The organism is Streptomyces sp. NPDC087428 (assembly GCF_044744085.1).
Taxonomy (GTDB): Bacteria; Actinomycetota; Actinomycetes; order Streptomycetales; family Streptomycetaceae; genus Streptomyces.
In genome coordinates this window covers 644,391-663,494 of the sequence record NZ_JBIUXR010000001.1, presented here as the reverse complement: position 1 = coordinate 663,494, position 19,104 = coordinate 644,391, and the positions used below count along the sequence as shown (strand labels likewise).

General features: G+C 71.5%; 18 protein-coding genes. 10 read left to right on the top strand and 8 right to left on the bottom strand.

Features of this window, described 5'->3' with window-relative positions; all coding sequences use genetic code 11:
• Positions 1 to 603: a TetR/AcrR family transcriptional regulator gene (locus ACIO3R_RS03025; RefSeq protein WP_402102694.1), complete on the bottom strand. Its 603-nt coding sequence runs from the start codon at positions 601 to 603 to the stop codon at positions 1 to 3.
• A gap of 113 nt (positions 604 to 716) precedes the next feature.
• Here ACIO3R_RS03025 and ACIO3R_RS03020 point away from each other — a divergent pair, with 113 nt between their 5' ends.
• Positions 717 to 1,760, top strand: coding sequence for a zinc-binding dehydrogenase (locus tag ACIO3R_RS03020; protein ID WP_402102692.1), 1,044 nt, complete (start codon positions 717 to 719; stop codon positions 1,758 to 1,760).
• Positions 1,761 to 1,831: 71 nt separating this feature from the next.
• Here the strand turns inward: ACIO3R_RS03020 and ACIO3R_RS03015 are convergent, their stop codons facing one another.
• Together ACIO3R_RS03015 and ACIO3R_RS03010 are read right to left on the bottom strand one after the other, a co-directional pair.
• On the bottom strand, positions 1,832 to 2,629 hold the full coding sequence (locus ACIO3R_RS03015) for an SDR family NAD(P)-dependent oxidoreductase (RefSeq protein ID WP_402102687.1): 798 nt from the start codon (positions 2,627 to 2,629) through the stop codon (positions 1,832 to 1,834).
• A 41-nt stretch (positions 2,630 to 2,670) separates the two neighbouring features.
• Positions 2,671 to 4,125, bottom strand: a complete 1,455-nt coding sequence (locus ACIO3R_RS03010; RefSeq protein ID WP_402102684.1) for an MFS transporter — start codon at positions 4,123 to 4,125, stop codon at positions 2,671 to 2,673.
• Between the two features lie 422 nt (positions 4,126 to 4,547).
• Here ACIO3R_RS03010 and ACIO3R_RS03005 point away from each other — a divergent pair, with 422 nt between their 5' ends.
• The 3 genes from ACIO3R_RS03005 to ACIO3R_RS02995 all read left to right on the top strand — a co-directional run bounded on the left by ACIO3R_RS03005 (position 4,548) and on the right by ACIO3R_RS02995 (position 6,240).
• Complete coding sequence (locus tag ACIO3R_RS03005) at positions 4,548 to 5,015, top strand: MarR family winged helix-turn-helix transcriptional regulator (RefSeq protein WP_385036366.1); 468 nt, start codon at positions 4,548 to 4,550, stop codon at positions 5,013 to 5,015.
• Between the two features lie 122 nt (positions 5,016 to 5,137).
• On the top strand, positions 5,138 to 5,749 hold the full coding sequence (locus ACIO3R_RS03000) for a SigE family RNA polymerase sigma factor (protein ID WP_385036365.1): 612 nt from the start codon (positions 5,138 to 5,140) through the stop codon (positions 5,747 to 5,749).
• A complete protein-coding gene (locus ACIO3R_RS02995) occupies positions 5,746 to 6,240 on the top strand; it encodes a PASTA domain-containing protein (protein WP_402102679.1) in 495 nt (164 codons plus the stop codon). The genes ACIO3R_RS03000 and ACIO3R_RS02995 overlap by 4 nt, the downstream gene beginning before the upstream one ends.
• Before the next feature lie 62 nt (positions 6,241 to 6,302).
• On the opposite strand, the gene ACIO3R_RS02990 is transcribed toward ACIO3R_RS02995, so the two are convergent.
• Positions 6,303 to 8,009 carry a tetratricopeptide repeat protein gene (locus tag ACIO3R_RS02990; protein WP_402102676.1) on the bottom strand — a complete coding sequence of 569 codons (1,707 nt, stop codon included), beginning with the start codon at positions 8,007 to 8,009 and terminating at the stop codon, positions 6,303 to 6,305.
• A 97-nt stretch (positions 8,010 to 8,106) separates the two neighbouring features.
• Here ACIO3R_RS02990 and ACIO3R_RS02985 point away from each other — a divergent pair, with 97 nt between their 5' ends.
• Complete coding sequence (locus tag ACIO3R_RS02985) at positions 8,107 to 9,474, top strand: FAD-binding oxidoreductase (RefSeq protein ID WP_385036362.1); 1,368 nt, start codon at positions 8,107 to 8,109, stop codon at positions 9,472 to 9,474.
• An 83-nt stretch (positions 9,475 to 9,557) separates the two neighbouring features.
• On the opposite strand, the gene ACIO3R_RS02980 is transcribed toward ACIO3R_RS02985, so the two are convergent.
• Positions 9,558 to 10,034, bottom strand: a complete 477-nt coding sequence (locus ACIO3R_RS02980) for an SsgA family sporulation/cell division regulator (protein ID WP_385036361.1) — start codon at positions 10,032 to 10,034, stop codon at positions 9,558 to 9,560.
• Between the two features lie 243 nt (positions 10,035 to 10,277).
• Between ACIO3R_RS02980 and ACIO3R_RS02975 the strand changes: the two genes are divergently transcribed.
• The gene (locus ACIO3R_RS02975) at positions 10,278 to 12,062 is read left to right on the top strand and encodes an RDD family protein (RefSeq protein WP_402102672.1); all 1,785 of its coding nucleotides are present in this window, start codon (positions 10,278 to 10,280) and stop codon (positions 12,060 to 12,062) included.
• 169 nt (positions 12,063 to 12,231) lie between these two features.
• Positions 12,232 to 12,906, top strand: coding sequence for an RDD family protein (locus tag ACIO3R_RS02970; RefSeq protein ID WP_363030255.1), 675 nt, complete (start codon positions 12,232 to 12,234; stop codon positions 12,904 to 12,906).
• 95 nt (positions 12,907 to 13,001) lie between these two features.
• Here ACIO3R_RS02970 and ACIO3R_RS02965 read toward each other — a convergent pair whose 3' ends face one another.
• Entirely contained in the window at positions 13,002 to 13,325 is a 324-nt protein-coding gene (locus tag ACIO3R_RS02965) for a hypothetical protein (protein ID WP_402102668.1), read from the bottom strand.
• Between the two features lie 369 nt (positions 13,326 to 13,694).
• Between ACIO3R_RS02965 and ACIO3R_RS02960 the strand changes: the two genes are divergently transcribed.
• On the top strand, positions 13,695 to 16,094 hold the full coding sequence (locus ACIO3R_RS02960; protein ID WP_402102665.1) for an immune inhibitor A domain-containing protein: 2,400 nt from the start codon (positions 13,695 to 13,697) through the stop codon (positions 16,092 to 16,094).
• Between the two features lie 124 nt (positions 16,095 to 16,218).
• Entirely contained in the window at positions 16,219 to 16,551 is a 333-nt protein-coding gene (locus ACIO3R_RS02955; protein WP_385036356.1) for a hypothetical protein, read from the top strand.
• A gap of 12 nt (positions 16,552 to 16,563) precedes the next feature.
• Here ACIO3R_RS02955 and ACIO3R_RS02950 read toward each other — a convergent pair whose 3' ends face one another.
• Positions 16,564 to 17,148: an isochorismatase family protein gene (locus ACIO3R_RS02950; RefSeq protein WP_385036355.1), complete on the bottom strand. Its 585-nt coding sequence runs from the start codon at positions 17,146 to 17,148 to the stop codon at positions 16,564 to 16,566.
• A 170-nt stretch (positions 17,149 to 17,318) separates the two neighbouring features.
• On the bottom strand, positions 17,319 to 18,647 hold the full coding sequence (locus ACIO3R_RS02945; protein ID WP_385036354.1) for a nicotinate phosphoribosyltransferase: 1,329 nt from the start codon (positions 18,645 to 18,647) through the stop codon (positions 17,319 to 17,321).
• Positions 18,648 to 18,758: 111 nt separating this feature from the next.
• Between ACIO3R_RS02945 and clpS the strand changes: the two genes are divergently transcribed.
• Positions 18,759 to 19,064: an ATP-dependent Clp protease adapter ClpS gene (gene clpS, locus ACIO3R_RS02940; RefSeq protein ID WP_018555894.1), complete on the top strand. Its 306-nt coding sequence runs from the start codon at positions 18,759 to 18,761 to the stop codon at positions 19,062 to 19,064.
• Positions 19,065 to 19,104 lie beyond the last annotated feature (40 nt).

The following is a 19,104-nucleotide window of genomic DNA, read 5'->3' as shown; positions in this document are numbered from 1 at the left end:
TCAGGGGTCGATCAGCCGCTGGAAGCTCGTCTCCAGGAACTCCGTGAGTTCGGCCTGCGCCTCTGGGCCGCCGGGTGGCCAGGACGTCGTGGCTTCCTCGGCGAACGCCATCCACGCACGCGACAGGATCTCCTGGTGCGGCAGAGGGGCCCGCCCGTCCCGCCGTACGGCCTGCGTGAGCCACTCGGCCGCCCGCGTCCGGGTGGCCTCCACGATGTCGGTCACGGCCGGGTGGCTGCCCGAGGCGCCGCGGACCAGGGCGAGATACAGCGCGCGGTTGGCCAGGACGTAGTCGACGAAGGCGCCGATCAGTTCCCGGAAGCCGGGCCCCTCCGCGGTCGGGGCCGTGTCGCGGGGGACCGCCAGCGCCGCCAGGAAACGGTCGCACTCCACCTGGACCACGGCCCGGTAGAAGTCCTGCTTGTTGGCGAAGTAGTGGAAGAGCAGGCCGCGCGAGATGCCTGCGCGCTGCGCGACCTCGTCGGTGGACAGCTCATCGAGCGAATGCTCGCGGAGCAGCTCCAGGCCGATGCCGATCAACTGCTCGCGGCGCGCCTCCGGCGGCAGCCGGGTGGCCGGGGTTCTGTTGCGCGTACCGGACATAGCGGAAGTATATGGGGAGGGGTGAGGCTTTTGACATGGTGGGCGGAAAGGCGTAAATAGGATATTGAGCATTGCATAACAAGAGCCTCGGGGACAGAGCAAGGGAGCCTCCCATGACCACCATGCGTGCCGCGGTCTTCGACCCCGCCACCGCCGAGCTGACCGTCAGGGACGTCCCCGTGCCGGTACCCGCCCCGGGCGAGGTCCTGGTGCGCGTCGCCGCCTGCGGTATCTGCCACTCCGACCTGAGCCTGCTGCACGGCGTCTTCAAGACGAAGCTTCCGGCCATCACCCCCGGCCACGAGGCGTCCGGCACCATAGCCGCGCTCGGCGCCCCCGCCCCCGGCTGGGCCGAGGGCGACCGCGTCGTCCTGCACGCGGGCCGGGCTTGCGGCGTCTGCGCCACCTGTGTGGCGGGCGGCTCGCCCGACGACTGCGAGAACGTCCGGATCATGGCCTTCGACTTCGACGGCGCCTGGGCCGAGTACGTGATCGCCCCGGTCACCGCCCTCGTCAAGGTCCCCGACTCCATCCCGCTGTCGCAGGCCGCCGTGCTCGCGGACGCCGTTTCCACCCCGTACGCGGCCGTCACCTCGACGGCCGTGGTGCGGCCCGCAGAGACGGTCGGCGTCTGGGGGCTCGGCGGGATCGGCACCCACGCCGTGCAGGCGGCCCGCCTCTCCGGCGCGGCGCCCATCATCGCGCTCGACCCGCTCCTCGCCGCCCGCGAACGGGCCCTCGACCTCGGCGCCGACCACGTCCTGGACCCGGCCGACCCCGACGTCGACGCCCGCATCCGGGAACTGACCGGCGGCCGGGGACTGGACGTCGCGATCGACGCGGTGGGCCGTACCGGCTCCGTGCAGCAGGCCAACCGCGCACTCGCCACCCGTGGCCGGCTCGTCCTGGTCGGGATGACGGGCGACACCCTCGACCTCGGCACCGAGCTGCACTTCTCCCGCGAGCGCCACAGCGTGATCGGCCACCTCGGCTACCGCAAGGAGCACATCCAGCAGCTCGTGGACCTCGTCGCCACGGGACGCCTGGACATCTCCCGCTCGGTCAGCGCCCTGCTGCCCCTGGAGGAGATCAACGAGGGTGTCCGCCGCCTGGAGGAGCACGAGGGCAACCCCATCCGCATCGTCATCCAGCCCTGACCCGACGTGCCCTGACCCGACGTGCCCTGACCGGACGTGCTCGGCCCCGGCGAGCCGGGCCGCCGGCGGCGCTACGCGGGGAGCATGGCCCGGCGTCCGGGCGCGGCGGACGACTGCGCGGTCATCCCGCCGTCCACCACGAGGAGTTGGCCGGTGAGGTAGCGGGACTCGTCGGAGGCGAGGAAGACCATGGTGTGGCCGATGTCCTCGGGGGCGCCGAGGTAGGGGAGGGCGTTGCCGCGCCTGAGGCTGTCGACCACTTCCTGGGGGAGGTTGTTCTCCAGGGCGGGGGTCATCACCGCGCCCGGGGCGATGGCGTTGCAGCGGATGTTCCGCGGCCCGTACTGGGTGGCGACGGACTTGGTGATGCTGACCACCGCGGCCTTGACGGCGCCGTACGAGGTCTGAAGGACGTCGCCGACGAGAGCGGCGACGGACGCCGTGTTGATGATCGAGCCGCCACCGGCGCGGATCATGTGCGGGATCGCGTGCCGGGAGCCGAGGAGGGTGCTGCGCATGTTGAGGGCGACGGCGCGGTCGAACTCGTCCATGTCCATGCGGAGTACGTCGAGGTCGGTGCGCGGGTTGGTGCCGCCGACGTGGTTGCACAGGACGTGCAGGGCGCCGTACTCGTTCACCGTGGCGCTGATCATGTCGGCGATGGAGTCCTCTTCGAGGACGTTCACCGTGAGGGGCAGTGCCTCGCCGCCCGCCGCGGTGATGAGGCGGGCTGTCTCGTCGGCTGCCTGGGTGTCGTAGTCGGCGACGACGACGCGGGCGCCCTCCTTGCCCATGAGTTCGGCGGCGGCGCGGCCGATGCCGCTGCCGGCTCCGGTGATGACGGCGACCTTGTCGTGCAGGCGGTTCATGTCGTTTTCCTTTGGTAGTGACCGGGGTGGGGGGTGTGAGGTCAGTTCCCGGCAGGTGCCGCTGACTTGGCGGGGGCGGACACGTGCGCGTCGCCTCCGGGGGCAGTGGGGCGGGTGCGGGGGATCGCGAGGGTGAGCAGGAGGCCGACGGCCGTGGCGAGTATCGCGACGACGTAGGTCATGCGGAACCCGTGCTCGGTCGGTATCCGGGCGGAGCCCAGGCCCATGGTCATGTTCGCCAGGATCGCCGCCATGACCGCGCTGGCGGTGGAGGTGCCCACGGAGCGCATCAGCGCGTTGACTCCGTTGGCGGACGCCGTCTCGGACACGGGGACGGCATCCATGATCAGGGCGGGCATGGCGGAGTAGGCGATGCCGACACCGGCGCTGATGATCATCGAGGTGACGACGATCTGCCACACCTGAGACATCAGCAGCAGTCCCACGCCGTATCCGACGCCGATGACGGCGATGCCCGTGAGCAGGGAGACCCGTGGGCCGTACCGGGCGGTGATGCGGGCCGACACCGGGGACAGGGCCATCATGACCAGGCCGCCGGGTGCCAGGGCCAGGCCCGCGGCCAGGGTGGACTGTCCGAGCCCGTAGCCGGCCGCCTCGGGTGACTGCAGCAGCTGGGGCAGGGTCAACGACATGGCGTACATGGCGAATCCGACGAGGACGGACGCCAGGTTGGTGAACAGCACGGGGCGGCGCACGGTGACCCGGAGGTCGACCAGGGGCTGTGACACGCGCGTCTCGTACCAGGCCCACAGGGCGAGGACCAGGACGCCGGCCCCGAACAGGCCCAGTGTCGTGCCGCTGGTCCAGCCCCAGTCGCCTCCCTTGGTGACCGGCAGCAGCAGGAGCACCAGGCCGGTTGCCAGGCCGGCCGCGCCCGGGACGTCGAATCTGCCGGGTGACAGGTTCGGGGACTCGGACAGCAACAGGGTCACCAGCAGCAGGCAGGCCGTTCCCAGACCGGCCGCGAGCCAGAACAGGACGTGCCAGTTCGCGTACTGGACGATCGCGGCCGACACCGGCAGGCCGATCGCGCCGCCGACACCGAGCGTGGCGCTGACCAGCGAGACGGCTCCGCCGACCCGGGCGGGCGGCAGCTCGTCGCGCAGGACGCTGATGCCGACCGGGATGACCCCGGTGGCCAGGCCCTGTAGCGCCCGTCCCACGATCACCGGGACCAGGCTGTCCGACACGGCGCACACGACGGACCCCACGACGAGCACGAGGAGGCTGGCGATGATGACGCGGCGCTTGCCGTACATGTCGCCGAGCCGTCCGGCTATGGGGGTGACCACGGCCGCTGCCAGGAGCGTGGCGGTGATCACCCACGAGGCGTTGGACGCGGTGGTGTCCAGGAGGTCGGGCAGGCGCGGGATGATCGGCACGACCAGCGTCTGCATGAGGGACACGACGATCCCGCTCAGCGCGATCACGGCGGTGATCGTGCCCGGGTCCCGCCGTGCAGTGGTGGTCGACAAGCTGAGTCTCCTCGATGAAGTGGACGCCCCTCGGGCGTGGATACGGCTGCCCGGGTGTGGGCGTGCTTGTGGGCGCGGCGGCGTGGGCGGGATCGATGGGCGCGGTTCGGCGTGCGGACGGAAGGCCTCCCGCGGGGCGTTCCGGACGGGGACGGCACGGATGCGTCTGTCCGGCGCGCCCCTGTAGGGCGGTCATGGCCGGTGCCGGGTCTCATGTCCCGAACTCGGCCGCGGGCGTCAGTGCCGGGAGAAGCGGGAATGCCCCCGACAGCAATGTGCACTATGAAAGACATGTGCACTATGAATCTCTAATTCACAGTACACATGATGTGCATGATGCACAAACGGGCTGAGGTGGTCGGACGAACGGCGGCTGGTGTGCGCGATGATGAGGCGAGGAGTTGCGACGGAAGGGCAGGACCATGGACGAGGCCGAGCGTCGGCTGCGCGATCTCGAGCGGGAGCTGACCCTCCTGTCCCGCCACTTCGTCGCCTCGCGCGGTCCGCGCATCGGCCAGAGCCTTGAGCGCTCCGCCTATGTCCTGCTCACCCGGCTGGAGGCCGGCGGGCCGCTCACCCTCAAGGAGCTGGCCCGCACGTTCCACGTGGACGTCTCCACCATCAACCGCCAGGTCAGCCCCATGCTGCGGAACGGTCTGGTGGAGCGCATCCCGGATCCCGCCGGTGGCATGGCGCGCAAGTACCGGCCCACCGCCCTGGGGCTGGAGCGGTTGGGGGCCGACCGGGAGATCAGCCTCGAAGGTGCCACGCGCCTCATCGAGGCGACGGGATGGACCGGCGGGACGACCGACCGGTTCCTGGCTCTGCTCGTCGAGCTCAACGCGGGTATCGAGCGGCTCGAAGGGCTCAACGGGACGCGCGCCCGGTAGCCGGCCCGCGCGCTCCACCTGCGACCCCGTTGAGACCCGCCCTGTGACGCAGGTCTCAACGGGGTCGTGCAGCAGGCGAGGCTCCTTCCCCGTCAAGAGGGGGACAGGAAGGGAGGAGCGCTGTGGATCTGGCAACCCAATGGAGTTCGCTGCTGTCCGAGGCGGCCCGGCCCGACGTGCCGGACCGGTCGGCCCCGGCGCAGGCGCCCACGGATCCGGGGACGGGATTTCACGCCTTCGTCGCCGCCCGCTCGGGCGCGTTGTTCCGGGGTGCGCTGGTCCTGACCGGGAGCCGGGAGGCGGCCGAGGATCTGGTCCAGGAAACGCTGGAACGTACCTGCCGCCGCTGGCGCACCATCGCCGACAAGGACGCGCCGGACGCGTACGTGCGGCGCATCATGGTCAATCTGGCCAACGACAGATGGCGGCGCTTCCGCCGCGTCGTGCCCCGGCACGACACGGGCGACGACCGGCCGGCCCCCGGTGACGACTACGGGCGCGTCGACAGCCGGGACCAGCTCGTCCGGGCTCTGCAAGGTCTGCCGATAGGAATGCGCACCGTCGTGGTGCTGCGTTACTTCCACGACCTGTCGGACGCCGAGATAGCCGAGGACCTCCGGATCTCACCGAGCGCCGTCCGGTCCCAGATCACCCGTGGCCTCGAAAAACTCCGGGCCCAGACACCCGCACGCTCCGAACCTTCGTCACCGCAGCCCCGGAAGGGAACCCGATGAACGGCTACGGACCGCGGTCCCTGGACGGCTGCGCCGGTGACACCTCCTTCGAGCAGGAACTGGTATCCGCCTTGAACGACTTCGCGAACAACTCGCCCGCACCGCACTTCGACGCCACCGGCATCCAGCGCCGCTCCCGCCGCAAGCGGGCCGGGCTCATCGCCGGTGTGGCCGCCGCTGTGGCCGTCGCCGGAGGCGGCACCGCCCTGGCCACCATCACCACCGGCAGCAGCTCGAACACGTCGAGTACCGCCGCCGCGAGCAGCACGGACGCGACGACCGTGATGATCTCGGGCAAGAAGATCGACATGACGGGCTGGGACTCGGGCTCTGCGAAGGCCGCGCTGGTTCAGGTGGGGTTGAAGCTGGGGACGGTGACGGAGAAGGCGGTGCCCAACTGCAAGCCGACGTCTGTCATCGGGGTCTCGCCGCACAGCCCGCACAGTGTCTCGCCGGGCGACACGATCAACCTGACCCTCTGCACCCGCTGACCCGAGGAGCCCGTCGCAGGCCCAAGTGATCCGGCGCGGGCGCGGAACCGCCCAGGGGGACGTCAGCGGCCGGCTGACGCCCCCGCGGCGGACGGCTCGGCCGCGGAAGCCGTCGATGACGCGGTTGCCGCCGGGGCACCCGCCGCGCCCGCCGCCCCCTGCGCCCGGGGGGTGGGGGACGGGGCCGGTACCCGCGGCTGGTCGGCCCGCGCCGGCGCCGGTGCAGGGGCCTGCGGGGGCGCCGGAGGTGGTGCGGGCCGCATGTCCTGGGGGCCGCCCGCCGGCGGCAGGCCGATGGTGTCCAGGGCCTCCTGCGCCCTCGGGGCGTCCAGCGGCGAGAACCGCGGGTTGGTGCGCAGCGCCTCCTCCAGATTGCGGCGGGCCGGACCGGAGTCGTGCAACGCGCGCTGGACCATGCCCAGGTGGTACGCGTACGACGCGTTCCGGCCGCCCCGGTCGACCGCCTTCTCCACGTACTCCAGGGCCGCGTCCGAGTCGCCCGAGCGGTGCAGCGCCCAGCCCAGCGCATCGGCCACCGCCGCGCTGCGGTGCCCCCGGTCCCACTCCGCCCGCAACTGCTCCGCCGCCGCGTCCGCGTCGCCGTGGGCGGCCTCGAAGCGGCCGAGGAGCAGGGTCTCGTCCACGCCCTGGGTCCCCGCGCGGGACAGCGCCTTGCGCAGCCGCGTGTACTGGTTGACGGAGTCGCCGTCCAGGCCGAGCGACTCGTACAACTCGCCCAGCTCCAGCATGTATTCCGGCCGGGGGGACCTGGCCAGCGCCGCCTGGTAGTCCCGCTGGGCCTCGTCGGTGCGGCCGAGGGCCGCCAGCGCACGGGCCCGGCCGGCGAGGGAGGCGTGGTGGGCGCGGTCGGTGCGCAGCGCCGCCCCGTACTGGGCCACGGCCTCCTCCGGCTCGCCCCGCTCCCAGGCCAGCTCGCCCAGCCGGGAGAGGCAGGCCGCCTTCTCCGCGGGCGTCCTCGCCCGGTTCGCGGCGTCCTGCGCGGTGGCGAGCGCGTCCTCGCGCCAGCCCCGGTCGCGGTACATCTCCGCCGTCCGGCCCAGCGACGGGACGCCCGCCCGCAGCGAGGCGTACTTCTCCACCGCCGTGGTCGCCGACTTGAGGTCGCCGAGGCCGTTGTACGCGTCGATCAGCTCCGGGTACACCGCCCACTGCTTCGGCAGCCGGGTCCGTACCGTCTCGCCCCACTTCTTCGCCGTGACGAAGTCGTGCCGGGCGTTGGCGAGCGAGGCGAGCCCCACCCAGGCCGCCTCGTTCCCCCGGTCACCCGGCTGCACGTTCAGCGAGCGCTTCAGCGCCTGCTCGGCCCGGGTGTAGTACGCCGCGTCCGCCGCCCGCCGCCCCCACTCCACGTACGCGGAGCCCAGCACCGCCCACGACCGCGCGTCCGACGGATGGGTGCCCACCCACGCCTGCCGGTCCCCGATGAGCGCAGTCAGATCGGAGAGCGAGGCGGGGGAACCGGCCGCCGTCGCGGTCATCGCCCGCGACACCGGACCGGGCAGGGGCGGCGCCGCGTCCTTGTCCTCGTCGGGCACGGCGACCACCGCACCCGTCACCAGCACCGCACCCGCCACCACACCGAACGCGGCCCGGCGCAGGGACGTGCGCAGCGAGGCGGGCGGCGGCTCGGCCAGGGACGCGGGGTCCGGCGGCAGAGGTGGAGGGGATTCGCAGGGCGGGGCGTAGGCGGTGTCGGGGGAGCGGTCCGGCCCGGGGGCCGCCGGGGTCTGCTGCGGAGTGACGTCCATGCCGATCACTCTGCGTCAGTATGAAGATCGCACCGCGTCTTGGGATGGCTGGCGCCTACGGGTTCACACCAATGGGCCCGGGTGCCAGTCTTGGATCATGGACGATCTTCGCGAACTACTGCGTGCGGGGCTTCCGGCCGAGGCCCTGATCACCGATCCGGACATCACCGCCTCCTACGCCAACGACATGGCGAGCTTCTGCGACGCGGGCGCCCCGGCCGTCGTCGCACTCCCCCGCACCGTCGAACAGGTCCAGCACATCATGCGCACCGCCACGGCACTGCGCGTCCCGGTCGTCCCCCAGGGCGCCCGCACGGGCCTGTCGGGCGCCGCCAACGCCTCCGACGGCTGCATCGTGCTCTCCCTGACCAGGATGGACCGCATCCTGGAGATCAGCCCCGTCGACCGGATCGCCGTGGTGGAACCGGGCGTCATCAACGCCGTGCTGTCCCGCGCGGTCGACGAGCACGGGCTGTACTACCCGCCGGACCCCTCCAGCTGGGAGATGTGCACCATCGGCGGCAACATCGGGACCGCCTCCGGCGGCCTGTGCTGCGTCAAGTACGGGGTCACCGCCGAATACGTCCTCGGCCTCGACGTCGTCCTCGCGGACGGGCGCCTCCTCAGCACTGGCCGCCGCACCGCGAAGGGCGTCGCCGGCTACGACCTCACCCGGCTCCTCGTCGGCTCCGAGGGCAGCCTCGGGATCGTCGTCAAGGCCGTGCTCGCGCTCAAGCCGAAGCCGCCCCGGCAGCTCGCCCTGGCCGCCGAGTTCCCCAGCGCGGCCAGTGCCTGCGACGCGGTCTGCGCGATCATGGAGCGGGGTCACACCCCGTCACTCCTCGAACTGATGGACCGTACGACAGTCCGCGCCGTCAACAGGATGGCGAACATGGGTCTCCCCGACTCCACCGAGGCACTCCTGCTCGCCGCCTTCGACACGCCGGACCCCGCAGCCGATCTCGCCGCCGTCGCCGAGCTGTGCACGGCCGCGGGCGCCACCGAGGTCGTCCCGGCCGAGGACGCGGCCGAGTCCGAGCTGCTGCTCCAGGCCCGGCGGATGTCGCTCACCGCCCTGGAGACCGTCAAGTCCGCCACGATGATCGACGACGTGTGCGTACCGCGCTCCAAGCTCGGCGCCATGCTGGAGGGCACCGCGGCCGTCGCCGCGAAGTACGACCTCACCATCGGCGTCTGCGCCCACGCGGGCGACGGCAACACCCACCCCGTCGTCTGCTTCGACCACACCGACGCCGACGAGTCCCGGCGGGCCCGCGAGTCCTTCGACGAGATCATGGCGCTCGGCCTCGAACTCGGCGGCACGATCACCGGCGAACACGGCGTGGGCGTACTCAAGAAGGAGTGGCTCGCCCGGGAACTCGGCGAGGTGAGCGTGGAACTGCACCGGGGCATCAAGCAGGCCTTCGACCCGCTGGGGCTGCTCAACCCGGGCAAGGTGTTCTGACCGCGCCGAGCCCTCCCGCACGCCCCGCACGCCCCGCAGGTGACGCCGCCTCCGCGCGCCACCGCGTCCGCCGCCACGCCCGCTCACTGCTCCCCGTCCTGCGACTCGTCCGACGGCCAGGGATCGCTCATCCACAGGTCGTCGGCCGGCAGCGGCGCCAGCAGCTCGGCGAGGCCCTCGTCGATGCCGAGCCGCTCGGACTCCGTGCCCGGCGGAACCACCCGCAGCGTCCGCTCCACCCAGGCGGCCACCGCGGCGGACGGCACCTCCAGCAGGGCGTTGCCGTCGGGCGAGGTCAGCGCCACGCAGATGATGCCGCGCCCGTCGACCTTGGTGGGCCAGATCCGCACGTCCCCGTGCCCGCACGGCCGGAACACGCCCTCCACCAGCAGATCGCGGGCGAACGTCCAGTGCACGGGGGCGTCCGAGCCGATGTGGAAGGTGATGTGCACGGCGTAGGGGTCCTGGGTGCGATACGTCAGCCGGGCCGGCACAGGGATGCTGCGCTCGGGCGACAGGACCAGCTTGAGCTCCAGTTCGCGTTCCACCACGGTGTGCATGAGGCGTCCTTTCGATGCCTGTGAGCCGGTCGCACGACCGGCCTTCACAGGGAGAGAGCGCCCTCCCCGCCATCCATTACGCGACTTCGGGGAAAAAAGTTTGGCGTGACCGGAAAGTGGCCCAAACCCCCGGACCGGCCCGGGGGTACGCGGGTGTCTGATAGATGTGGACCCTTGTATTGGGACCGCCCGCCCCCCATCGCCGGTCGGTCCAAGGCCTCGAAGAGATACGGGACCACGGTGATGAGCGCCCCAACCCCGGCACCCGGTGACGAAAGCCCCCGCGAGGGGTACTACCCCGACCCGTCCATTCCCGGCTACGTCCGGTACTGGAACGGCGCTTCGTGGGTCCCCGGTACGAGCAGGCCCGCCCCGCGGGGAGGCGAGGCGATGCCGTCGGCGCCCGCTCCGGAGGCACCCGGTCCGGAGCCGGCCGCACCTCAACGGCCCGACCCGGCCCCGGTGGACGAGACCGGCCCGATGTTCTTCGACGAGGAGTCGCAGGACGGCAACCACCCGGGACCGTCGCACGCCTGGCAGGCCGACGTCTCCCGGCAGAACGGCTTCGGCGGCGAGCGCGACCGCCGGGTCTCCTGGGGCGGCGGACAGCCCGCGCACCAGGGCGAACAGCCGGCGCCGAGCCCCGACCCGCGTACGTCCGCGGCCAGTTCCCCGGCGGCCGGTACGCCCGCGGACCGCTCCCCGGCGATCCGCGCCTCCGGCGACCGTTTGCCGGCCGTCCGCCCCGCCGCCGACCTCGCTCCCGTGGACCCGCGTCGGCCGGTGCGGCCGGAGCCCGACCGCGGCGTGGTGCCGGGCATGAGGGACGGCGGTGGTGACGGGGCCGAGAACACCGTCGCCATCCGGGCCGCCCGCCCCGACCGCTCCGGCGGCGACCGCGACGCGGGGCGTCCGCCCGCCGACGGCACGGTCTCGATCCGCGCCCTGGGACCCGGCCGCCGGCCACCCGCCCCGCGCGACGCGGAACAGCGGCCCGCCGAACAGCGTCCCGCCGAACAGCCCTCCGCCGACGGCACCATGTCGATCCGCGCGCTCGGCCCCGCCGTCTCCGCGTCCGCCCCGCAGGCCTCCGCGCCCGCCGCACCGGCCCCGTCCCGGGCCTCCGCGCCCGCTCCGGGCCCCGCGCGACAGGATCCGGCCACCCAGGACCCGGCCGGGCTCAACGGCCCGCACACGCGCGGCCCCGGCGGCGGCACGTCCTGGGCCCAGCAGGGCCCACAGGCCCCGCAGGCCCCGCAGGCCCAGCAGACCCCACAGGCCCCGCAGACCCCGCAGGTCCCGCAGGCCGCGCAGCAGGCCCGGCCCGAACAGCCCGCCCTGCCGCAGGCGCCCGCGCGGCAGCAACAGGCCGCGTTCCCCCAGCAGTCCCACGCACCCCAGCAGTCCCACGCACCCCAGCAGTCCCGGGCTCCTCACCAGCCCCAAGGGCCCCAGCAGTCCCAGGGAGCCCAGCCCGACCAGCCCGTCGTGCCCTGGAAGCCCCCGGTCAACGACCACTTCCAGCAGCTCGCGGCGGACCGGGCGGCCGCCAGGCCCGCCGCGCTCGGCAAGCGGTTCGCCGCCCGGCTCATCGACACCACGGTGCTGGCCGCCCTGGTCGGCGCCGTCGCCCTCCCCCTCGCCACGCGGGCCACGGACCACATCAACGAGAAGATCGACGCGGCCAGGCTGTCCGGCGAGACGGTCACCGTCTGGCTGCTGGACTCCACCACGGCCGGCCTGGCCGCCGGGGCCCTCGCCGCGTTCCTGGTGCTGGGCGTCCTCCTGGAGGCGCTGCCGACCGCGAAGTGGGGCCGTACGCTCGGCAAGAAGCTCTGCGGACTCGATGTACGGGACATCGAGTCCGGCTCGGCGCCCGCCTTCGGCGCCGCCCTGCGCCGCTGGCTGGTCTACGGCGTGCTGGGCGTCCTGGTGATCGGCGTGGCCAACGTGCTGTGGTGCCTGATCGACAAGCCGTGGCGCCAGTGCTGGCACGACAAGGCGGCCCGCACCTTCGTGGCGGGCTGAGCGGGACGTACCTCCTCGGCCGGCCGAGCGGGCGGGCGGTGCGCTCGCGGCCGCCGGGGAGACCCGTACGGCTGACGGCTCATCGGGTGAGGGGCCGTCGGACGGATTTCGTTCCCCCGAAAGCACCTCAGCCCTTGCGGGCGCCGGTGCGGCGGGGTGCACTGCCCCCATGAGCAACGATCAGCCGACGTCCGGTCAGCCGCCCGAGGACGACCCGTTCCTCAAGAAGCCCCACGAGCCCCAGCCGCCGTCATCGGGTTCGCCCTACGACAGCGCGCCGCCGCCCCCGCCGTACGACCCCGGACCCTACGGCGGAGGCCACTTCGGTGCGGCGGATCCGCTGGCGGGCATGCCGCCGCTCGCCGAGCCCGGCAAGCGCATCCTGGCCCGGCTGATCGACTTCCTGATCATCTCGATCCCGCTGTACCTGATCTCGCTGCCCTGGGGCGGCGCGGTGGAGGTCTCGAACGACAACAACGGCAACGACGGCGTCGGTGACCTCTTCGCCCAGACCTACAGCGGCCACCAGTTGCTCTGGTCGCTGATCGGGCTGGTGATCTACGTCGGGTACGACACGTACTTCACGCACAAGGACGGCCGCACGCCCGGCAAGCGGCTGCTGAAGCTGCGGGTCGCGATGCTCAACGACGGCAGTGTGCCGGACACCGGGAGTTCGTTCCTGCGGGCCGTGGTGCTGTGGCTGCCGGCGCTGCTGTGCTGCCCGTGCCTGTGGTGGCTGATCAACATCGTGCTGATGTTCACGGACAAGCCGTACCGGCAGGGCCTTCAGGACAAGGCGGCCAAGACGGTGGTGGTGACCACCGCCGACCAGAGCAGGGTCTGAGCCAGGCGCGGAGCGGTTCGCTCGGGCCGGGGCGGACCTGGTCCGGCCGGGAGGGCCTGTCGGCACTCTCCCGGCTCCGCCGGTCGCGGCGGCCGTCAGCGGTGCAGTGAGTGCTCGCCCACCCGCGCGGAGGTGCGCGCGGCCGGGATCGTGCGCTGCACGTGGCCCAGGGGGCTTCCCTCGGGCTCGGTGGCGGGGCGGGTCTGCTGGGGCGTGGACACCGCGGCCCCCGTCGCCGTCCTCCGGCGCCCCGGGGCGGGCACGGTGACGGCCACCAGCAGGCCGAGCGCGAGCGCGGCCGTACAGACCGCGGCGATGCCGAGGCCCGAACTCGTGCGGGACAGCAGCAGCATGGCGAGGGTCGAGAAGACGACGGTGACCGAACCGTAGGAGAACTGTGCGGCAGTAGGACGCGGCATGGCGTTATCCGTCCTCGGGGCGTCGGATGGGCGGTCTCTCAACACGGGTCGCACTTCAAGCGACTCTACGACGGTGGATGCCCTCGCGGAACGGGTAGTAAGCATGACCTAACCCACAGTGCCGGTGCACGGGGGGCGCACGGAGTCATTCTCCGCGCCAAAGAACCCCTTCGGCGCGCCGGTTGGGTGTGGTGCGGCCGTCCGGATAGCGGAAAGGTGCTCCTGCATAGTGCACTTGGTCTGTTCAAGTCAAGGTCTGTCTTTTCTCACGTAACTCCGGTCGAATGTCGTCACTTGTGACGCGTTTCCGCGCGCGGCCCTTCCACACCCCCAGGCCGCAGTCGCGGGCGCCGGGGAGGACTGCATCACGTGATCATTAAGAGACGGGCGCTTCGCACCGGAGCGGTTGTCGTGGCCATGGCCGCGACCGCCGCCACCGCATCCGCCTTCGCCACCGCCCAGGCTGATGACAAGGCGTCAGGCACCGCTGCCTCCGCCGTCGACCGCCGGGACCCGGGGTCGAACGAGGGCAACGCGCACAACCTGGAGGGCCCGTTCAGCAAGCAGCAGGACGCTCAGCGTCAGGCCGCCATGGAACAGGTCATATCCGGCGACAAGAAGGTCTCCGCGCGCGGCGGCTCCAACGTCGTCAAGCTGGACGACAACAAGTACGTCGAGCTCGGCCGTGAGAAGACCGACAAGATCTTCACCATCCTGGTGGAGTTCGGCGACAAGGTCGACAGCACGACCACGTACGACCCGGACGGCGAGGGCCCCAAGCCCCCCGTCCCGAAGTACGGCGGCACGCCCGGACCGGCGCACAACAAGATAGCCAAGCCGGACCCGAAGAAGGACAACAGCACCGCCTGGCAGGCCGATTACAACCAGGCCCACTTCCAGGACCTGTACTTCGGCACGGGCGCCGGCAAGGACTCGCTCAAGACGTACTACGAGAAGACGTCCTCCGGGCGCTACTCGGTGGACGGCGAGGTCTCCGACTGGGTCAAGGTCCCGTACAACGAGGCGCGCTACGGTTCCAACTACTGCGGCTCGACCAACTGCGCCAACGCCTGGGACATGGTCAAGGACGGCGTGAACGCCTGGGCCGCCGACCAGAAGGCCAAGGGCCGTACGCCCGCGCAGATCAAGACCGATCTCGCCCAGTACGACCAGTGGGACCGCTACGACTACGACAACGACGGCGACTTCAACGAGCCGGACGGCTACATCGACCACTTCCAGGTCGTGCACGCCGGCGAGGACGAGTCGGCAGGCGGCGGCGTCGAGGGCACCAACGCCATCTGGGCGCACCGCTGGTACGCCTACGGCACGGACGCCGGCGCGACCGGCCCGGCCCAGAACAAGGCCGGCGGCGCCCAGATCGGTGACACCGGCATCTGGGTCGGCGACTACACCGCGCAGCCCGAGAACGGCGGCCTGGGCGTCTTCGCCCACGAGTACGGCCACGACCTCGGTCTGCCGGACCTCTACGACACCACCAACACCGCCGAGAACTCGGTCGGTTTCTGGTCCCTGATGTCCGCGGGTTCCTGGCTCGGCACCGGTAAGAACAGCATCGGTGACCTGCCCGGCGACATGACCGCCTGGGACAAGCTCCAGCTGGGCTGGCTCAACTACGCCGAGGCCAAGGCCGCGACGAAGTCCACCCACAAGCTGGGCGTGTCCGAGTACAACACCAAGGACAAGCAGGCGCTCCTCGTCACGCTGCCCGACAAGGCCGTCACCACCGCCGTCACGGAGCCCGCGGAGGGCACCAAGCAGTGGTGGAGCGACATGGGTGACAACCTCAACAACACCCTGTCCCGCCCGGTCGACCTCACCGGCAAGTCCAAGGCCTCCCTCGACCTCGCCGGCTGGTGGGACATCGAGAAGGACTACGACTACCTCTACACCGAGGTCTCCGAGAACGGCGGCACCAGATGGACCGCGCTCGACGGCACCGCCGACGGCAAGGCGATCCCGCGCGACGCCAGTGACAAGCCGGCCCTGACCGACGTCTCCGGCAAGTACCAGAAGCTCTCGTTCCCGCTGGACGCCTACGCGGGCAAGAAGATCGACATCCGCTTCCGCTACGCCACCGACGGCGGCGCGGGCGGCATCGGCTTCGCGGCCGACACCATCGCGGTCAACGCGGACGGTGCCGCGCTCTTCACGGACAACGCCGAGGGCGACGACAACGGCTGGACCGCCAAGGGCTTCTCGCGGGTCGGCAAGTCGTTCACCAAGGACTACCCGCAGTACTACCTCGCGGAGAACCGCCAGTACGTCAGCTACGACAAGACCCTCAAGGTCGGCCCGTACAACTTCGGCTTCTCCAAGACCCGTCCGGACTGGGTCGAGCACTTCCCGTACCAGAACGGTCTGCTCGTCTGGCTCTGGGACACCTCCCAGAAGGACAACAACGTCTCGGTCCACCCGGGCCAGGGCCTGATCCTGCCGGTCGACGCGCACGCCAAGCCGCTGAAGTGGTCTGACGGCACCGTCATCCGCAACAAGATCCAGCCCTTCGACGCTCCGTTCAGCTGGTACCCCACCGACGGTTTCACGCTCCACCTCGGTGACGTGGCCACGAAGATCAAGCCGCAGCTCGGCGTGCCGGTCTTCGACGACCACAAGGGGACCTACTGGTACAAGGAGAACAAGACCGGAAGCGTGCAGGTCGCTGACACCAACACCAGGATTTCGATCATCAGCGAGCCGCTCAGCGGCTCCACGATGACCGTCCAGGTTGGCGCCTCGCACAAGTAATTCGGTATCACCGCAGGTCAGAGCATGATCGGCCGTCGCCCTCTAGCGGGCGGCGGCCGATCGTGTTTAGGTGCCTCTTGTTCCGATTCTTATTGACACAACGTCTCACGGGGGAGCGCGGAGTATGGCAGGCGGAGGATTCAGCAAGTTGCCGAACGGGAGTGTGGTCGTCGCGATCACGCTGCCGAGTCCGGCGCAGAGCGTGGGGCCGGACACACCGGTCCGCGTCCTGGTGCACGCGGCCAACCGGGCCCGCGCACTGACCCGGCTGCGCAATCTGGGACTGCGTGCCGTGTACCTCCGCGGCAACGCCGAGCCACCCACCCCGGACGAGATCACCGCCGTCCTGCACCACCCGGACGGCGTGCTGTGGCGCGCGAGACCCGAACGGGCCCAGGAACTCTGGCACCCGATCCGGGCGCTCCTGAGGCCCGCCCTGCCCGCCCGGCAGGGCTGACCCGGCCCCCGGCTACACCACGGGCTTGCCGGCGAGCGTCACGCCCGCCGCGCGGAGCTCCGTGAGCGCCCGCTCCGTGGTCGCCTCGGCGACGCCCGCGGTCAGATCGAGCAGTACGTGCGTGGTGAAGCCCTCGCGGACCGCGTCCAGCGCGGTGGCCCGGACACAGTGGTCGGTCGCGATACCGACCACGTCGACCGCGGTCACCCCGCGGTCGCGCAGCCACTCGGCCAGCCCCACACCGTTCTCGTCCAGGCCCTCGAAGCCGCTGTACGCCGCGGCGTACGCACCCTTGTCGAAGACCGTGTCGATCGCGCCGGAGGCGACCGCGGGCGCGAAATTGGGGTGGAAGCCCACACCCTCCGTACCGGCCACACAGTGCGGCGGCCAGGAGTGCTCGAAGTCCGGCGCCGACGAGAAGTGGCCGCCGGGGTCGATGTGGTGATCACGGGTGGCCACCACGTGCCGGTAGCCGGGCTGGGCCTCGCCGATCAGGTCCGTGATGGCGGCGGCGACATCGGCACCCCCCGCCACCGCGAGGCTCCCGCCCTCACAGAAGTCGTTCTGAACGTCCACGACGATCAAGGCGCGGTGCATGGCGGGTGTCCTTCGGTGGGGGAGGGAACAGCGGAACGGCGGTTACGGAGGTTGACGACGAGCCTAGAGACTCGGACGGGCCTTAGACAGCGTCCGGCGCGGACGAGCCCCTCCGGAGACCGGGGGCGGGGCGGCCGCGGCGTACGCGGGACGTCGCGGCACCCGCCCCCTCACACGTACTCCGTGGGAATCACCGGCTCGCCCCGCGACAGCTGCATCGCGGACATCGGCAGCCCCGCCCGCGAGGCGATGTGCCGCTCCCGGGCCGCGTCCAGCGGCTCCCGCGCGACCACCTCACCGGCCCTGACCAGCTCCACCAGCAGCTGCCGGCCGGCCAGCTCCGGCGGCACCGGGCCGGTGCCGATCACCTCGGCCTCGGCCACTCCGTCCTCGTCCAGCCGGCGCGCCGCCCACTTGCGGCCGCCGATCGAGGTCTTCGCGCCCAGCGACTTCTTCGCCACCGGCCGCAGCGGGTCCGCCGGATCGGCGGACGCGGCCCGCGCCACCAGCTTGTAGACCATCGAGCAGGTGGGCTGCCCGCTGCCGGTCACCAGCTGCGTGCCCACCCCGTACGCGTCCACCGGCGCGGCGGCCAGCGAGGCGATGGCGTACTCGTCCAGGTCCGAGGTCACCACGATCTTCGTGTCCGTCGCGCCCAGCTCGTCGAGCTGCTGGCGCACCCGGTGCGCGACCAGCAGCAGGTCGCCGGAGTCGATCCGGACCGCCCCCAGCTCGGTCCCGGCCACCTCGACGGCCGTACGGACCGCCGCCGTCACGTCGTACGTGTCGACCAGCAGTGTCGTGTCGCGCCCCAGTGAGTCGACCTGGGCCCGGAACGCGTCGCGCTCGGAGTCGTGCAGCAGGGTGAAGGCGTGGGCGCTCGTCCCGACGGTCGGGATGTTGTAGCGGAAGCCCGCGGCGAGGTCCGAGGTGGTGTCGAAACCGCCGATGTACGCGGCACGGGCCGAGGCCACCGCCGACAGCTCATGGGTGCGCCGTGCACCCATCTCGATCAGCCCGCGCCCGCCCGCCGCCGACGACATCCGCGAGGCGGCGGCGGCGATCGCCGAGTCGTGGTTGAGGATCGACAGGATCACCGTCTCCAGGAGCACGCACTCGGCGAAGGAGCCCTCGACCCGCAGGACCGGCGAGCCGGGGAAGTACACCTCGCCCTCCGGATAGCCCCAGACGTCCCCGCTGAAGCGGTAATCGGCCAGATAGTCGAGCGTCGGTCCGTCGACGACGTTCTGGTCGCGCAGGAAGGCGAGCATCTCGTCGTCGAAGTGGAAGTTCTCGACCGCGTCCAGCACCCGCCCGACGCCCGCGACGACGCCGTAGCGCCGCCCCTCGGGCAGCCGGCGGGTGAACGCCTCGAAGACCGAGCGCCGGTCGGCGGTGCCGGCCTTCAGCGCGGCCTGCACCATCGTGAGCTCGTACTGGTCGGTGAAGAGCGCTGTCGAGGGCACACCGACCCGTCGCCCAAGGTCCGCAGAGTTCATGCCGGGGATGCTACCCCTATTTCGTCAAAGTGACGAGATGGGGGTGCCGTGCCCGGCGCGGTGCCGGGGCCGTTTGTGCGATGCCCCCTCCCAAGTGGCAGCATGGGGTAGGTGAGCGTCGCCCCCGTAGAGATCGAACGTCCCGAATCGGCCGAGGAGAACCTCGTTGTCCCCGAGCCCGACGTCCCCTGGGTGACGCTGGTCCACAACGACCCGGTCAACCTCATGAGCTATGTGACCTATGTCTTCCAGGCCTACTTCGGCTATTCCAAGGACAAGGCCCACAAACTCATGCTCGACGTCCATCAGAAGGGCCGCGCCGTCGTCTCCAGCGGAAGCCGCGAGGAGATGGAACGCGACGTCCAGGCGATGCACGGCTACGGGCTGTGGGCCACACTCACCCAGGACCGCAACTGACACCCGCCCCCGCCCCGCCCGACCACCATCGGAGACAACC

Bases quoted from the DNA above. Each gene is read 5' to 3' on its own strand.
- ACIO3R_RS03025 (WP_402102694.1), bottom strand. From the start codon at position 603: ATGTCCGGTACGCGCAACAGAACCCCGGCCACCCGGCTGCCGCCGGAG.
- ACIO3R_RS02965 (WP_402102668.1), bottom strand. From the start codon at position 13,325: ATGCCGCGTCCTACTGCCGCACAGTTCTCCTACGGTTCGGTCACCGTC.
- ACIO3R_RS02975 (WP_402102672.1), top strand. From the start codon at position 10,278: ATGAGCGCCCCAACCCCGGCACCCGGTGACGAAAGCCCCCGCGAGGGG.
- ACIO3R_RS02970 (WP_363030255.1), top strand. From the start codon at position 12,232: ATGAGCAACGATCAGCCGACGTCCGGTCAGCCGCCCGAGGACGACCCG.
- ACIO3R_RS03005 (WP_385036366.1), top strand. From the start codon at position 4,548: ATGGACGAGGCCGAGCGTCGGCTGCGCGATCTCGAGCGGGAGCTGACC.
- ACIO3R_RS02990 (WP_402102676.1), bottom strand. From the start codon at position 8,009: ATGGACGTCACTCCGCAGCAGACCCCGGCGGCCCCCGGGCCGGACCGC.
- ACIO3R_RS02985 (WP_385036362.1), top strand. From the start codon at position 8,107: ATGGACGATCTTCGCGAACTACTGCGTGCGGGGCTTCCGGCCGAGGCC.
- ACIO3R_RS02995 (WP_402102679.1), top strand. From the start codon at position 5,746: ATGAACGGCTACGGACCGCGGTCCCTGGACGGCTGCGCCGGTGACACC.
- ACIO3R_RS02950 (WP_385036355.1), bottom strand. From the start codon at position 17,148: ATGCACCGCGCCTTGATCGTCGTGGACGTTCAGAACGACTTCTGTGAG.
- ACIO3R_RS02980 (WP_385036361.1), bottom strand. From the start codon at position 10,034: ATGCACACCGTGGTGGAACGCGAACTGGAGCTCAAGCTGGTCCTGTCG.
- ACIO3R_RS02945 (WP_385036354.1), bottom strand. From the start codon at position 18,647: ATGAACTCTGCGGACCTTGGGCGACGGGTCGGTGTGCCCTCGACAGCG.
- ACIO3R_RS02955 (WP_385036356.1), top strand. From the start codon at position 16,219: ATGGCAGGCGGAGGATTCAGCAAGTTGCCGAACGGGAGTGTGGTCGTC.
- ACIO3R_RS03015 (WP_402102687.1), bottom strand. From the start codon at position 2,629: ATGAACCGCCTGCACGACAAGGTCGCCGTCATCACCGGAGCCGGCAGC.
- ACIO3R_RS03020 (WP_402102692.1), top strand. From the start codon at position 717: ATGACCACCATGCGTGCCGCGGTCTTCGACCCCGCCACCGCCGAGCTG.